At 46.9% G+C, this 14,670-nt stretch carries 11 protein-coding genes, 1 pseudogene and 1 other annotated feature; of the genes and pseudogenes, 3 read left to right on the forward strand and 9 right to left on the reverse strand.

Going from position 1 to position 14,670, the window contains the following annotated elements:
• Nucleotides 1-53 precede the first annotated feature (53 nt).
• Nucleotides 54-1,340, forward strand: a complete 1,287-nt coding sequence (locus tag I2494_RS14805; RefSeq protein WP_218467660.1) for a polysaccharide deacetylase family protein — start codon at nt 54-56, stop codon at nt 1,338-1,340.
• Between the two features lies 1 nt (nt 1,341).
• Here the strand turns inward: I2494_RS14805 and I2494_RS14810 are convergent, their stop codons facing one another.
• From I2494_RS14810 to sfsA, 7 genes are all read right to left on the reverse strand, one after another.
• On the reverse strand, nt 1,342-1,689 hold the full coding sequence (locus tag I2494_RS14810) for a GGDEF domain-containing protein (protein ID WP_267081310.1): 348 nt from the start codon (nt 1,687-1,689) through the stop codon (nt 1,342-1,344).
• Between the two features lie 5 nt (nt 1,690-1,694).
• Nucleotides 1,695-2,297, reverse strand: coding sequence for a LytS/YhcK type 5TM receptor domain-containing protein (locus I2494_RS14815; RefSeq protein ID WP_218467662.1), 603 nt, complete (start codon nt 2,295-2,297; stop codon nt 1,695-1,697).
• Between the two features lie 212 nt (nt 2,298-2,509).
• Complete coding sequence (folK, locus tag I2494_RS14820) at nt 2,510-2,998, reverse strand: 2-amino-4-hydroxy-6-hydroxymethyldihydropteridine diphosphokinase (RefSeq protein WP_218467761.1); 489 nt, start codon at nt 2,996-2,998, stop codon at nt 2,510-2,512.
• A gap of 53 nt (nt 2,999-3,051) precedes the next feature.
• On the reverse strand, nt 3,052-4,440 hold the full coding sequence (gene pcnB, locus I2494_RS14825) for a polynucleotide adenylyltransferase PcnB (RefSeq protein WP_218467762.1): 1,389 nt from the start codon (nt 4,438-4,440) through the stop codon (nt 3,052-3,054).
• Between the two features lie 116 nt (nt 4,441-4,556).
• A complete protein-coding gene (gene gluQRS, locus I2494_RS14830; RefSeq protein ID WP_218467663.1) occupies nt 4,557-5,486 on the reverse strand; it encodes a tRNA glutamyl-Q(34) synthetase GluQRS in 930 nt (309 codons plus the stop codon).
• A 67-nt stretch (nt 5,487-5,553) separates the two neighbouring features.
• Entirely contained in the window at nt 5,554-6,009 is a 456-nt protein-coding gene (gene dksA, locus I2494_RS14835) for an RNA polymerase-binding protein DksA (RefSeq protein WP_108901630.1), read from the reverse strand.
• A 200-nt stretch (nt 6,010-6,209) separates the two neighbouring features.
• The gene (gene sfsA, locus I2494_RS14840) at nt 6,210-6,914 is read right to left on the reverse strand and encodes a DNA/RNA nuclease SfsA (protein ID WP_218467664.1); all 705 of its coding nucleotides are present in this window, start codon (nt 6,912-6,914) and stop codon (nt 6,210-6,212) included.
• A gap of 419 nt (nt 6,915-7,333) precedes the next feature.
• On the opposite strand from sfsA, the gene hrpB reads away from it, so the two are divergent.
• Both hrpB and mrcB read left to right on the forward strand, forming a co-directional pair.
• Nucleotides 7,334-9,778: an ATP-dependent helicase HrpB gene (gene hrpB, locus I2494_RS14845; RefSeq protein ID WP_228350972.1), complete on the forward strand. Its 2,445-nt coding sequence runs from the start codon at nt 7,334-7,336 to the stop codon at nt 9,776-9,778.
• Nucleotides 9,779-9,922: 144 nt separating this feature from the next.
• Nucleotides 9,923-12,247: pseudogene (mrcB, locus tag I2494_RS14850) on the forward strand (bifunctional glycosyl transferase/transpeptidase); the annotation flags it as partial.
• A gap of 507 nt (nt 12,248-12,754) precedes the next feature.
• Here mrcB and pheA read toward each other — a convergent pair.
• Both pheA and raiA read right to left on the reverse strand, forming a co-directional pair.
• The gene (gene pheA / locus I2494_RS14855) at nt 12,755-13,912 is read right to left on the reverse strand and encodes a bifunctional chorismate mutase/prephenate dehydratase (RefSeq protein ID WP_218467666.1); all 1,158 of its coding nucleotides are present in this window, start codon (nt 13,910-13,912) and stop codon (nt 12,755-12,757) included.
• Between the two features lie 31 nt (nt 13,913-13,943).
• Nucleotides 13,944-14,080: a sequence feature (Phe leader region), on the reverse strand.
• A 160-nt stretch (nt 14,081-14,240) separates the two neighbouring features.
• Complete coding sequence (raiA, locus tag I2494_RS14860; RefSeq protein WP_130592956.1) at nt 14,241-14,579, reverse strand: ribosome-associated translation inhibitor RaiA; 339 nt, start codon at nt 14,577-14,579, stop codon at nt 14,241-14,243.
• Between the last annotated feature and the right edge of the window lie 91 nt (nt 14,580-14,670).

Genomic DNA, 14,670 nt, shown 5'->3' on the forward strand with positions numbered 1-14,670 from the left:
TTCAGTTCTGCTATATTCCGGTGTTTTGTATTCCTATAAGAAAAATATAACTTATGCGTCTTAAGTCTCTTCTCATTACGCTGATTACTTTACCTTTGATTATATTCTCGGCCTGCGCTGCGGCAGATGATGAATCACAAGGTGATGATATAAAACCAGTTCAAGTCCGTATTATTCGTGATAGCCAGATCATGGCTCAAGTTGGCAATGATATTATTAACGTGGGTAGTCTGGATAAAGATCAGGAGATCATGGTTTATCCACTAAGCCCTAACTACTACGAATTTACATTCGGGAATGCCCATGGGCTGATTCCAAAAGATGCAGTATTACCCCTTACTAAATCTAAAAAAGCATTGGGGTTGGCTTTAGCCGATTTGCAGAAGCTAAATCAGAACCTGATTACCGTACGCCCAACCACGATTTACGATCAGCCAAAAGATACCAGCAAAATTTTTGGGGTACTGAATGAGAATCTGCGCTATCCCATCCTTGGTCGTTTAAGGGGCGAAGATGGCTCTCTTTGGTATGAAATCAATATCGGTGATGATGCTAAATATATTCAGGCTGATGAATGTGAGCTGGATAATGGCGTACCGGTGCTGACCTATCACCATATTTTGCAGGACAGCGAGAATAAATATTTTCGCCATACTTCAACCACCACCTCAGTAACGGCATTTGATAACCAAATGGCCTACCTGAAACAGGCGAATTATCAGACTATCAGTCTGTATCAATTGGAAGGTTACTTAAATAATACCCTGAATATTCCGGCGAAAGCGGTGGTATTAACCTTCGACGATGGATTGAAATCCGTTAACCGCTACGCTTACCCCATTTTGAAAAAATATGATCAGCAGGCGACAGCGTTTATTATTTCATCGAGAATTAAGCACAATCCTCAAACCTGGGATCCAAACTCTTTACAGTTTATGAGTATCAGCGAGCTCAAACAGATTCAGGATGTGTTTGATATTCAGTCGCATACTCACTTTTTACATCGTTATTCAGATGATAAACGCCCGGTATTATTAAGCCGTGATGAGCATAATATTGAGTTAGATTTTGAACGTTCACGCCGTGCACTGACTCAGTTTAATCCTCGGGTGCAGTATATTTCTTATCCGTTTGGCGGCTATAACGACAATGCCATCCAGGCCGCAAAACTGGCGGGATATCGTCTGGCGGTGACCACGGTCAGAGGAAAGGTTAAACCGGGGGATAATCCTTTTACTCTTAAACGTTTGTATATCTTAAGTTCAGATAGCATTCAGGCAATGGCCGAGCGTATTGCCAATACCCGCTCGGATATTAAGCCAATGGTGACAAAACAATAAATTATCCGTTGGATACCAGAGTTAACAATTTATCATCAGACAGGTATCGGGTTTGATTTCTACCGTTTGATTTTGCCTGATACAACGCCAGATCGGCACGCTGAAACAGTGACTGGCGGTTATTGTCATATTGCTGTTCACTGTTACTGATGCCAATAGAAATGGTGATATTGATCTGCTGTCCATTAGGTAAGCAGAAGATATTCTGCTCTGTTTTCTGACGGATCTCTTCTGCTACTTTTTTTGCCAGAGAAATGGGGTAATCAGTCAGAATGATGGCAAATTCCTCCCCGCCAATGCGAAAGATTTTTCGACTATAAGTCGTATAGGAATCCAAAAGGCTGGCCATATCTTTTAATATTTTATCACCGGCATCGTGACCGTAGTTATCATTTCCATTTTTTGTTGTTTTATATCTTTTAACAACATAAAAGAAAATTGCATGCCAATCGCTGATGAAAGACTCATCATCAGGCTGAATTTGATGATCTTATTGATATCTTGTGTGACAAAACAAGAGCCCAGACAGATAAATAACAGGCTAATGGTGCTGAATAAGATCATGCGATATAACAAAGAACGTTGAATGTAATGTGAACAAAAAGCCAGTGTTGTTCCCATCAGAGCGTAAATAATAGAAATAAAGATAGCAGTATCATTAAAGCTGATACTCAAGCGTGTAATTGAAATAATGAACGCGGTAATGAGCGTTGGAACTGGGCCAACGTAACAGGCAATAATAATCAGAGGAATATGCCTGAGATCGATAAACGTATAGTGAATGGTAGGAATCGCAAATTTCATTAAAACAAAGCATAACAAGCCATTACACAGGCCAACTTGTATCTTTTTGCTTAAAGAAAGATTGACATCTAAAGGTGCTGTCGTCAGTTTAGAAATAAAATAAAACCCAGTCAGCATGATGCTGATATTAATAATGATACCGTCAAAAAGCATAGAAAATATCCAAATACCAGAGAGTAATATATATTTATGTTTAATAATTCAAATTGATATTATAAGCATAGATTGGTAGTGGATTTTTACAAAAACCATAGCGAAATTATGGGTAATGTTTTTGATAATATATGGGAAACAAACAGGTGATTATATTAATTACCTGACAAATGAATATCCGGGGTGAAGATAGCGTTATATCCGTGAGATTCTTACTCAGGAAACCAGCGCTCTAATCCATCAGCCGGTATCCGAGACAGCAATGAAGCCAGCGTACTGCCATCAGGAAAAATCAGGTCTGGAGCGATATCAGCCAGTGGATAAAGCATGAATCCCCGGTTGTGCATATCATAGTGAGGTACTGTCAGACGTGGGGTGTTAATGGTCTGGTTGCCAAACAGTAAAATATCCAGATCCAACGTACGAGGCCCCCAACGATGCTCCTTTCTCTCCCGTCCCTGGTTCAGTTCAATGGCCTGAGTAGCATCAAGCAGACTCTCAGCAGAAAGTTGAGTATCCAGTTCTACTACCGCATTCAGATAATCAGGCTGGTCTTGTGGACCTAACGGTTTAGTACGATAGAACGGTGAGCAGGTGACCAGATGAGTTTGAGGGATCAGCTTTATAGCGTTCAATGCCGCTTCAACCTGTGCCAGCGGCTGATTAAGATTACTGCCTAATGCGATAAATACCTGAGTCATCATCTCTGTCCATTATGCGATTAAGCCTCCGTCAGGAGGCTTAAGTCAGAAGGTTATTGCGGCTTTGGCGTATTTTTGCGTGGCCGCCGCGACCGGCGATGGCGGGATGGTTCATCACCCAGCGCATTGAGCATAGTCTTTTGACGTTGCATATCCGCCTGTTGGAACTCATCCCACCAGTGGCTTAGCTTCTGCACTTCGCCTTTTTCAATTTCGGCTCTGAGCAGCAATAAGTCAAACGAAGCGCGGAATTTTGGATGTTCCATCAGTTTATAGGCTTTTTTCCCCTGGCGACGCGGTAAACGTATCTGTAATTGCCAGATATCACGCACTAACGATGTAATACGTTTAGGAATGGCCAGCGTCATACACTGCTCATCCAAAATATCATTCATGGCAAGGGCAAAAGCATCGTAATAAGCCAGACCGCTTTCCTGAGCCAGCTTTTGGGCATGCTCAACCAGCGGGTACCACAACATGGCTGCAAACAGGAACGCCGGATTCACGCGCTTTCCGTTTTGCAACCGTTGGTCAGTATTCTTCAGCACCTGACTGAGGATCTTCTCCATATTGCTGTCGCCCTGAGGCGTAAAGCTCTTATCAATGAGCGGGAATAACGCCTTAAACAGGTTATGTTCACGCAGTAATTGATAAGTGGGATAACCGTATCCGGCTTGTAGCAGCTTTAAGGCTTCTTCAAACAACCGTGCCGGGGGAATATCACGCAGTAAATGGGCTAAACGGGTAATGGGTTCTGCCGTTGCTGTCTCAATACGCATATCATGCTTAGCGGCAAAACGAATCGCTCTGAGCATTCGCACCGGATCTTCACGGTAACGGGTTTCCGGATCGCCAATCAGGCGAATAATGCCTTGCTGTAAGTCTTGCAGTCCTCCGGTGAAGTCACGCAGCGTGAAATCATCGGCACTGTAGTAGAGGCTGTTAACAGTAAAGTCGCGCCGATGGGCATCTTCGGTAATGGAACCGTAGACGTTATCACGCAGCAGCATACCGTTGTTAGCCTGCTGAGATTCATTTTTGTCATTGTTATCGCTGTGCACGCCACGGAAGGTGGCAACTTCGATAATCTCAGGCCCGAACATAATATGGGCCAGACGAAAACGGCGGCCAATCAGGCGGCAGTTACGAAACAGTTTACGCACCTGCTCAGGTGTCGCATTGGTAGTGATATCAAAATCTTTTGGTTTTTTATTCAGCAGCAGGTCGCGGACACCGCCGCCAACCAGATAGGCCTCATATCCCGATTTATTTAATCGGTACAGGACTTTCAGGGCATTATCGCTAATGTCCTTACGAGAAATAGTGTGCTGCGCACGGGGAATGATAACCACATCATCAGTGTTGTGGCTCTGTTCCTGTATGTCTGAATCAGACTCTCGGGTGAGTACCTTGCGGCAAAAATTAGCTACGCGGGTAAAAATAGGGCACCTCGGTCATAGTGTATCTGTCAGCGATGAGCGGCGCCGTTCAGGAGACTCATCAAATAATCAAATAGTAGTCAGTAAACCACGTATGGTAAACGGCGGTCTATAATAGCTCACACTGAATCATTTGAGAATGGAAAGTGTGTGGTTAGCTCCGGCGTTATGGGTACGCGGCGATGATCCCAATGATCAATACCCCACGCCAGCAATGCTTCAATGGAAGCATCCTGCCAGTCATCAGGTAGTGATTGTCCTAAGAACTGCATTGCTTCCGCCAGTATTGGCAGAGGGTGCTCAAGGGATAACGGTGGGGCATAGTTCTGTTTAGATAGCTTATGTCCCTGGTTATTTAACGCCAGTGGAAGGTGGAAATAGTCAGGTTCTTTCCAGTCTAACTGACGGTACAGAGCAATTTGTCGTACGGTTGGCTGAATCAAATCGGCGCCCCGGACAATTTCAGTCACACCCTGAAAGTGGTCATCCACTACCACGGCAAGATTATAGGCAAACAGCCCATCTTTACGATGGATAATAAAATCTTCACTGGCAAAGGTCGGTTCGGCCACCAGTGTTCCCAAATGCTTATCGTGAAACTGATAAACCGGTTGCGTTACGTGCAAACGCAAAGACGCATTCTGAGAGGGTAGTGATAAATTACGACAGTGCCCATCATAAATGCCACCAGACTGTTGAATTCTGGCGCGAGTACAGTGGCAATAATAGCAACGTTGTTGTTGGTAAAGCTGGTGCAGAATCTGGCGATAGGCATCACTACGTTGAGACTGGTAGAGTACCTCTCCATCCCAGTGCAATCCATAATGTTCCAGGGTAGTCAGAATACGCGAAGCAGAACCGGTTACTTCTCTGGGAGGGTCTATATCTTCGATGCGGACTAACCAATCCCCATGATTTGACCGCGCCTGCAAAAAACTGCCCAGCGCGGCAATCAGGGAACCAAAATGCAAATCTCCGGAAGGAGAGGGAGCAAAACGCCCCACATAACGGTTAGTCATTAACGTGGTTGAACAGCCTGAACCCGCCATCGCTGTTCCCTTGTTCTGCCATCAGAAGGTGGCAGAACCGGTAAGGGAAGCAGAATTAACGGACAGATTAACCTGCCATTTGTTTTTCGCGAATTTCAGCCAGCGTTTTACAATCGATACACAGATCGGCAGTAGGACGGGCTTCAAGGCGACGAATACCGATTTCGACGCCGCAGGATTCACAATAACCAAAATCGTCTTCTGCAATTTTTTGCAGAGTTTTATCGATTTTTTTGATCAGTTTACGTTCACGATCGCGATTGCGCAGCTCAAGACTAAACTCTTCTTCCTGCGTCGCACGGTCAGCAGGGTCGGGGAAGTTAGCCGCTTCGTCTTGCATATGGCTGACAGTACGATCGACTTCGTCTCTCAATTGGCCACGCCATGCTTCAAGAATCAGCTTGAAATGTTTAAGCTGGGCTTCGTTCATATATTCTTCTCCCGGCTTCTCTTTATAAGGCTCTAAGCCTGCGATAGCCAGGATACTTAAGGACGATGTTTTACGCTTTTGCCCTTCTTGCATTTTGCTTCTCCTACAAAATACGCGTTGTAGTTTTACACTAGAGAAAAAATCAGGCCGCTATAAATAACAGATGAAGATGAAGTTAGCAATTTTTCCTGCCTTAAGTATGACAATGCTGTGAAGAAAAGCATGTTCATGCTGGTGTGATTGCTGGTTATTTAACCAAAACTATCTTCTTTTATTACTTTTTACCTGAAAATTTAACCTGTGACGGATACCGGACTTTGTAGTATCACCTCTGTTGGCGATAGTCTGGCTTTATAACAGACGACTTCGACACTGTGTTTCTTAACTTGTTCAAAAAGCTTTGCGTAAATTGGATCAATATGTTGTGCCACTTTAACGCTGTCAATTCCACTGTGTAGCACGGCAAAGAAAAGCATAGCGCGATGTCCATTTTCTGCCATTATTTGTAATTCACGCAGATGTTTTTGACCTCGAGTTGTGACCGCGTCAGGAAAATAGCCACAGCCCTGTTGTAACAGAGTGACGGATTTTACTTCAACATAGCATTTTGGTTGGTCAGGATGCTCTAACAGAAAATCGATGCGGCTGTTTTCATCGCCATAGCGAACTTCGCTGCGTAACGAACTGTAGCCACTTAGCTCTTTAATCCACTGATTCTCCAGCGCCTCTTTTACCAGAGCGTTGGCTTGTAGTGTATTCACACAAATCATATCGCCGGCCTGAGTTTGGGTGAGTTCCCATGAGTGGGGATATTTCCGTTTAGGATTGTCGGAAGTGGAGTACCAAACGGTATCTCCGGGTTCAGCGCAGCCGGTCATGGCGCCGGTGTTAGCGCAATGCAGTGTGAGTTCTTCCCCCTGCGGCGTAATGACATCGGCAAGGAAACGCTTATAGCGTTTGATTAACGTGGCGGATTGCAGTGGGGTGGTGAAGTTCATGGGAGATCCTATTGGTTTTTAAAGGTCGCTTTGAAACTCCGGTCAGTGGTTGCGATCTTGGTTGTGTTAGCTTTCGTGGAGGTTCCGGCCGTAAAAGCAATTTGCTTATGTTTACGTTGTGCTCGGCCGGAAGACCATTTGTACTTGGAAACGGAGCGCGTTGGCCTGGTTCGCCCAAGGGCGCTTCGGCAGCTAAAGCTGCTACGACCCCAACGGCGGCCTCGCCCAACGATTAGCATTGCTAGCAGATAAAGAACTTCATCGGTTTATGCCAGGTCGATTTTAACGCGGCCTATTATTCACCATGTGTCCAGTTTGGTAAATCAATGAAAGTTATCCTGTCGGTTGTTTTGGCGGCTGGTACACTATGAGCCGATAAAATTTATTTTGATACCTAAGTTATCTGATTGAGGTTATACGTGTCTTTGCCGGTAAGTGAAGTTCTTCAACCCTTGCTTGATGCTTTGCAGCATTCGCCTTGCGTATTGTTGCAGGCACCACCCGGTGCGGGTAAATCGACCTGGTTGCCGTTGAAATTGCTTGAGCAGTCATCCTGGCTGTCGGGGCGGATTATTATGTTGGAACCGCGTCGTCTGGCGGCTCGCAGTGTAGCGCAGCGGTTAGCTCAGCAGTTGAATCAACCGGTGGGTGAGAATATTGGCTATCGGATGCGTTCTGAAAGCTTGAGCGGGCCGGAGACGCGTTTGGAAGTGGTGACGGAAGGCGTGCTAATCCGTATGCTACAACAGGATCCGATGCTGGAAGATGTTTCGCTGGTGATTCTTGATGAATTTCATGAACGTAGCTTACAGGCGGATTTAGCCCTTAGCTTATTATTGGATGTGCAAAGCGGGCTGCGGGACGATCTGAAACTGTTGATTATGTCAGCAACGCTGGATAATCAACGGCTGCAACAGTTTTTGCCGGATGCGCCAGTGATTTCTGCTGAAGGGCGTAGCTTTCCCGTTGAACGACACTACTTGTCGCTGCCAGCCAGTGGGTATTTTGAAGATAAGGTAGCGCAAGCAGTCAGGCAGATAGTGAATCAGCACTCAGGTTCTATGCTGTTATTTTTGCCGGGCGTGGCAGAAATTCGGCGGGTGTGTGATTTATTATCAGGTAGTCTGATGGATAATCTCGATCTCTGCCCTTTGTATGGTGCACTGTCTCTGGCTGAGCAGCAAAAAGCAATTTCCCCTTCGCCTTCAGGGCGGCGAAAAATTGTGTTAGCCACTAATATTGCCGAAACCAGTTTGACCATTGATGGCATTAATCTGGTAGTCGATAGCGGTCTTGAGCGGGTGGCACGTTTCGACCCCCGAACCGGATTGACGCGCTTAATCACTCAACGTATTTCCAAAGCCTCCATGACCCAGCGTGTCGGTCGTGCCGGTCGTTTATCTGCCGGTGCATGTTGGCACTTGTTTTCCCGCGAGCAGGCAGAGCGTGCTGCTGAGCAGGGTGAAGCCGAAATTATGCAAAGTGATTTATCCGGCCTGACCATGGAATTATTGCAATGGGGTTGCCGCGATATTCAGCAAATGCGCTGGTTAGATTCACCTCCAGCGACTTCTTTAGCTGCCGCCCGACGGCTGTTGATTCAGCTTGATGCTGTTGATGAGCAGGGGAACTTGACTCAAACCGGGCGGCAAATGGCGGAGACGGGCTGTGAACCACGACTGGCGGCGATGTTGGTTTATGCGAAAAAACAGAAGCCCGAATCCTTAGCTACTGCTCTGTTATTGACTGCGATTGTGGAAGAACCGCCGAGAAACGGCAATAAAGACATTAGTTATTGGCTGCTGCATCCTCAGGCAGCATGGACAAAACGTGCCCGGCAGCTGGGGCAGCGATTAAAATGTCGCAACAGCACACCGGACAGCGATGAGATACCTTTTTTACTGGCGGCAGGTTTTGCCGATCGTATAGCTCAAAAACGTGGAGAAGAGGGGCGTTATCTGCTGGCGAACGGTATGGGTGCCCAAATTGATACGGATGACGGCCTGTGGCGTTCCGAGTGGCTGATTGCCGCTTCATTATTGCAAGGGGCGAACAGCCCTGATGCACGTATGTTGCTGGCAGCTAAAATCGATCCTGAAGTGTTAGTTCAGCGGATGCCGACGTTGGTTGTACAACAGAGCGCCATTGAGTGGGATGAAGAGAAAGGAACGCTGCGTGCCTGGCAGCGCCAACAAATTGGTCGTTTGGTATTAAAAGCCCAGCCGTTAACTAAACCGTCTGAAGAACAATTACACGCCGCACTGTTGGAGTGGATAAGAACTCAAGGCATTTCGGCTTTAGTCTGGGATGAAGAGGCGGTGCAACTGCGTACCCGTATTCAGCGTGCTCAGGAGTGGCTACCTCAGTATCCGTGGCCCTCGGTGGATGACAGTGCACTGTTGGAAACTCTGGAAACATGGCTATTACCCTCACTGAAAGGCGTCAGGGATATTAAAGGGCTCAGGCAGGTCAATCTTTCTGAGGCGTTAATCCGCAAGCTGGACTGGCAACAGCGTCAGCGTTTGGATAGCGAACTGCCCGTTAGCTATTGCGTACCAACGGGTTCTCGCTTGCCAATACGTTACGACAGTGAACGTCCCCCGGTGCTGGCCGTTCGTTTACAAGAAATGTTTGGCGAAAAGCAAACCCCGGTGATTGCCGATGGTCGAATTTCTCTGGTGGTTGAGCTGTTATCTCCGGCGCATCGGCCATTACAGATTACTCAGGATTTAGCGGCTTTTTGGCAAGGCGCTTATAAAGAGGTGCAAAAAGAGATGAAGGGCCGCTATCCAAAACATGTGTGGCCTGACGATCCGGCAAATGCGCTGCCCACCCGCAAAACTAAACGTTTTCATCATGGGTGAGATATATTTATTGGCGGGTAAAACCAATGGTCTACCCTGTCGGTTAATTAGGGTACAATACGCCCGCAATTTATTACCCGTAGTGAAGCTAAATGATGATGACTGAACTCAAGAGGAAAAGCGCAATGATATCGGGAGCTATTCATGCCGCCTAAAGTTAAAAAATCCCGTAAGCCGAGTTGGCTACGCCGTACCGTTGGCCTCTGCATTAAGCTGGCGATCGTGGCTATTGCCCTGTTGGCATTTTATGGTGTCTATCTTGACTCACAAATCCGTAGCCGCATTGACGGTAAGGTTTGGAATTTACCGGCGGCGGTATATGGCCGCATGGTTAACCTCGAACCGGGTATGTCCTACAGTAAAAAAGAGATGGTGGATTTGCTTAATGGCATGCAGTATCGCTATGTCACTAAAATCACCCGTCCTGGTGAATATACCGTTCAGAATAATAATATCGAGATGCTGCGACGTCCGTTTGATTTCCCGGATGTTAAAGAAGAGCAGATCCGTGCTCGTCTGGAGTTCAATAACGCAGGGCTGTCGCGCATTGTGAATCTGGATACCGGACGTGAGTTCGGCTTCTTCCGTCTCGATCCTAAGCTAATCACTATGTTGCAGGCACCTAACGGCGAACAGCGCCTGTTTGTGGCCGGTAAAAGTTTCCCTTATCCCATGGCAGATATGCTGATTGCCACTGAAGACCGTAACTTCTATAGCCATGATGGTATCAGTTTGTTCTCTATTGGCCGTGCGGTATTGGCTAACCTCTCGGCGGGGCGTACCGTTCAGGGGGGAAGTACCTTAACGCAGCAGTTGGTGAAGAACCTGTTCTTAACCAATGAGCGTTCCCTGTCGCGTAAATTACGTGAAGCCTACATGGCGGTTATTCTGGATGCCCGATACAGCAAAGAACGTATTCTTGAACTGTATATGAACGAAGTCTATTTGGGGCAGAGCGGAGCCGATCAAATTAGGGGCTTCCCGTTAGCCAGTCTCTATTTCTTCGGTCGTCCGATTAATGAATTAAGTGTCGATCAGCAGGCGATGCTGGTGGGTATGGTAAAAGGCGCTTCCCTGTATAACCCATGGAAGAATCAGGATATTGTTCTGGAGCGACGGAATCTGGTATTGCGTTTAGCCCAGCAGCAAAATGTAATCGATCAGGAACTTTATGGCGTGTTAAGCGCCCGTCCTCTGGGCGTCCAGCCTCGCGGTGGCGTGATTACCCCACAGCCTGCATTTATGCAGTTGGTACATAATGAGCTGCAGGAAAAGCTGGGAGATAAAGTTAACGATCTGTCCGGCGTGAAGATCTTCACCACTCTGGATCCGGTGTCACAGAGTGCAGCGGAAAAAGCAGTGGAAGAGGGGATTCCTGCTCTGCGAGCAGCGCGTAATGTAAAAGATTTAGAAGCGGCAATGGTGATTGTTGACCGCTTTAGTGGCGAGGTTCGTGCTGTTGTTGGTGGTTCACAGCCGCAATATGCTGGTTTTAACCGTGCGGTTCAGGCTCGTCGCTCGATTGGTTCTTTAGCTAAACCACCAACCTACCTGACAGCGTTGAGTGAACCGGGCAACTATCGTTTAAATACCTGGCTGAAAGATGAGCCGCTGTCGGTCAATATTCCCGGCAGTAAGACCTGGCAACCGCAAAACTACGATCGCCAGTTCCGTGGCAGAGTGATGCTGGTAGATGCGCTGGCCAACTCACTGAACATCCCTACGGTTAATCTTGGTCTGGATTTAGGTCTGGATAAAGTAAAAGACATGCTTCAACGTTTGGGTGTGCCGGACAGCTCAATTCAAACCGTTCCTGCTATGTTATTGGGTTCAACCAGTCTGACGCCAATGGAAGCCGCGCAGATGTATCAGACTATCGGTAGTGGTGGTCAACGGGCGAAACTTTCGGTTCTGCGTTCGGTACTTGCTGAAGATAACACCGTGTTATTCCAAAGCCTGCCGCAGGCTCAGCGTGTCGTGGAGCCTCAGGCAGCGTATCTGACTCTATATGCGATGCAGCAAGGTGTTGCACGCGGAACCTCGCGCTCACTGGCGGGTAAGTTTGGTAACTATAATCTGGCGGCAAAAACCGGTACCACCAACGATCTGCGCGATAGCTGGTTTGTGGGAATTGACGGTAAAGAGGTTTCCATTGCCTGGGTTGGTCGTGATAATAACGGCCCGGCGAAGCTGACGGGTGCTAACGGCGCATTAACCCTGTACCGCCGCTATCTGGAAAACCAAACCCCGCTGGCACTGACCTTAACGCCTCCGGAGCATATCAGTATGATGGGCACTGACAGTGATGGTAACTTCGTATGTAACGGCGGAGACCGCCGGTTACCGGTCTGGACAGACAGTCCTGAAAGCCTGTGTGTGGCACCACCGCAGCCAGTTGAACAACAGCAGCCACAACAACAGAGCGAAAGCAGCGTTCCTGATTGGGTAAGGGATATGTTTGGTGGATAGCGAAAGTTATTGCCGTTTGTATTTGATAGCGGCCTGACTACCGATAAACCCGATAAATTGGCATCAATGAATATTCCGGTCGTAAAATCTAAAGGGCTTATATCGACTTTGTGCTCGACCGGAAGGTAGTCTGTACTTAGCTGTAGTGCACATCGAGCCTGGCCGGGTTAGGGGCGGTTATGAAACACCTTTCGGTGTTTCACCCTGCGGGCCAGCGCCAGCGCTGTTCAAACAGGCTTTGCCTGTTTGTCGTTGGCTTACGCCAAGTCGACCCCAACACCCGTTCCTCCCGATGATTGATTATCTTAAGGAATTAAACTGAACTATCAGACTTTGTCATCAATTTGAGGCCGCTATACAGCGGCCTCAATGATAAAAGATACTTATCAGAAGGCTAAGCTCGATGAACTTCAGACAACCCTCCGGTCGTACACCGAAGGTGATATAGGTACATGACCATTATGGCCGGAATATCCAATAAAGCCGATTGACTCATACTCAAATCAATTAATTTACTTTAACCGGCACCACGGTCTCACTCGGATAACACCCCAATACCTTCACTGAACGTGTAATCGGTGTTAAGTCTTCCAGCGCTTTTTGCATAGCTTCCGATTCCAGATTCACCTGCATATCGATGTAGAACATCTCTTCCCACGGGTTACCGTTAATTGGGCGGGATTCCAGCTTAGTCATCACCACATCATGTTTACGCAGTACCAGCAGGGCTTCTACCAGTGCACCAGATTGCTGACCGGTAGCAACGATAATCGTGGTTTTCGCCGGTATTTGTGGCGCGACTTCAACCGGTTTACGAGCCACGACGATAAAGCGGGTAATGTTATCTTTTTGGTTAGCCAGGCTGTGTTCCAGTACCTGAAGGTTATACAGTGCCCCTCCAGGTTCGCTGCCTAACGCCACCGCTTTAGGTGATTTCAGGCTGGCAACTTTTTCCATTGCCGCAGAGGTACTTTCACAATATTCGATTTTCCACTCAGGGAAGCCATTAAGATACTGGCTACACTGTTGGAAAGGCTGTGGATGGCTATAAACCACTTCAATCTGACTCAGATCGGTATCTACTGACGATAACAGACAGTGATTGATAGGATTGGTTAATTCGCCCACGATAAACAGATTGGTAGACTGTAACAGATCATACACTTCGTTAATGGAACCGGAACTGGTGTTCTCAATAGGCAGGATACCGTAGTCTGCCTGACCAATTTCTACCTGTCTGAAAATGTCATCAAACTTGCTGCAACCGCATTCAACCAAGGTATCAAAATGGCGGGCAGCATATTGGCGCGCAGCCAGATGAGAGTAAGTACCTTTTGGCCCCAGGAATGCGATACGTGCGGAGCTAAGTTTGTCCTGATTAACATATTGTTGCAGCAGAGCTTGTTGGGTTAGTACTGAATCTTCAATAATTATTTGAAACAGACGAGTAATATAGTGACCATCAAGCCGATGTTTTTTTCCTTCTTCCACCAGGCGTCTTAACAGATCGCGCTCACGCTCTTTATCGCGAATAGGTAGATGGGTTGACTGTTTGGTTCGGGCTACGTCCAGTGCTAAATCACGGCGCTCGGCCAATAGTTCCAGCAATTTAATATCGAGTGCAGTGATACGTTCTCTCAGCCCTGATAATGGGTTATCGCTCATGGTGTCGTCTTACCTTATTTTTATCTTATCCAATAAAAAAGCCCCCCTGTGGGAGGCTTTAATGTTCGTCTTCGCTTTCTTTCTGCTCGTTTCCAAGCCACGGACGAATTGCCTCCCAGTCAGGGGACGCTAAAAAAGAAAGCGAAGAAAAACGGTATACGGTACATAAATAATAAAACTCCGATAAATGATGCCTCTAACTTAACCGCGCAGTTTTGGTTCTGTCAACCGCTATTATTGCTTCATCGGTTATGGTTGAGCATGAAAGATGAACATTAGGGATAAAAAAACGCGCCCGGAGGGCGCGTTGGTAAACGAAGCAAAATGATTAATCTTCTTCAAGCTGTTGCAAATTAGCCTCTTTCACGCTGCCCTCAGTACGCCGGGCTTCACTCTTGTGCTGTACTTTATTCAGTTGCCGTTCAAGCTTCAGAAGGAGCTCGTTGATAGCGGCATACATATCTTCATGTTTAGCACTTGCCACCAGAGGGCCATTTGGCGTAGTGATTGTTGCGTCGGCCACAAAACCTTTAGGTTCTTTCGATAACACAATATGCGGATTAATTAACTGAGCTTGCCATTTATCTAGCTTTTTAAGACGGTCCTCGACGTGTGAACGGATTGCCGGTGTAATGTCCATTTGTTTGCTAGTAATATTTAATGTCATATAACCTACCTCTTTGTCAGTCAATTGCCGTCAGATATGATTTTAGAATACCGATGTGGCCAGACAATTATGTGATCTGGATCAATTTTTT

The organism is Limnobaculum allomyrinae (genome assembly GCF_016649425.1).
Taxonomy (GTDB): Bacteria; Pseudomonadota; Gammaproteobacteria; order Enterobacterales; family Enterobacteriaceae; genus Limnobaculum; species Limnobaculum allomyrinae.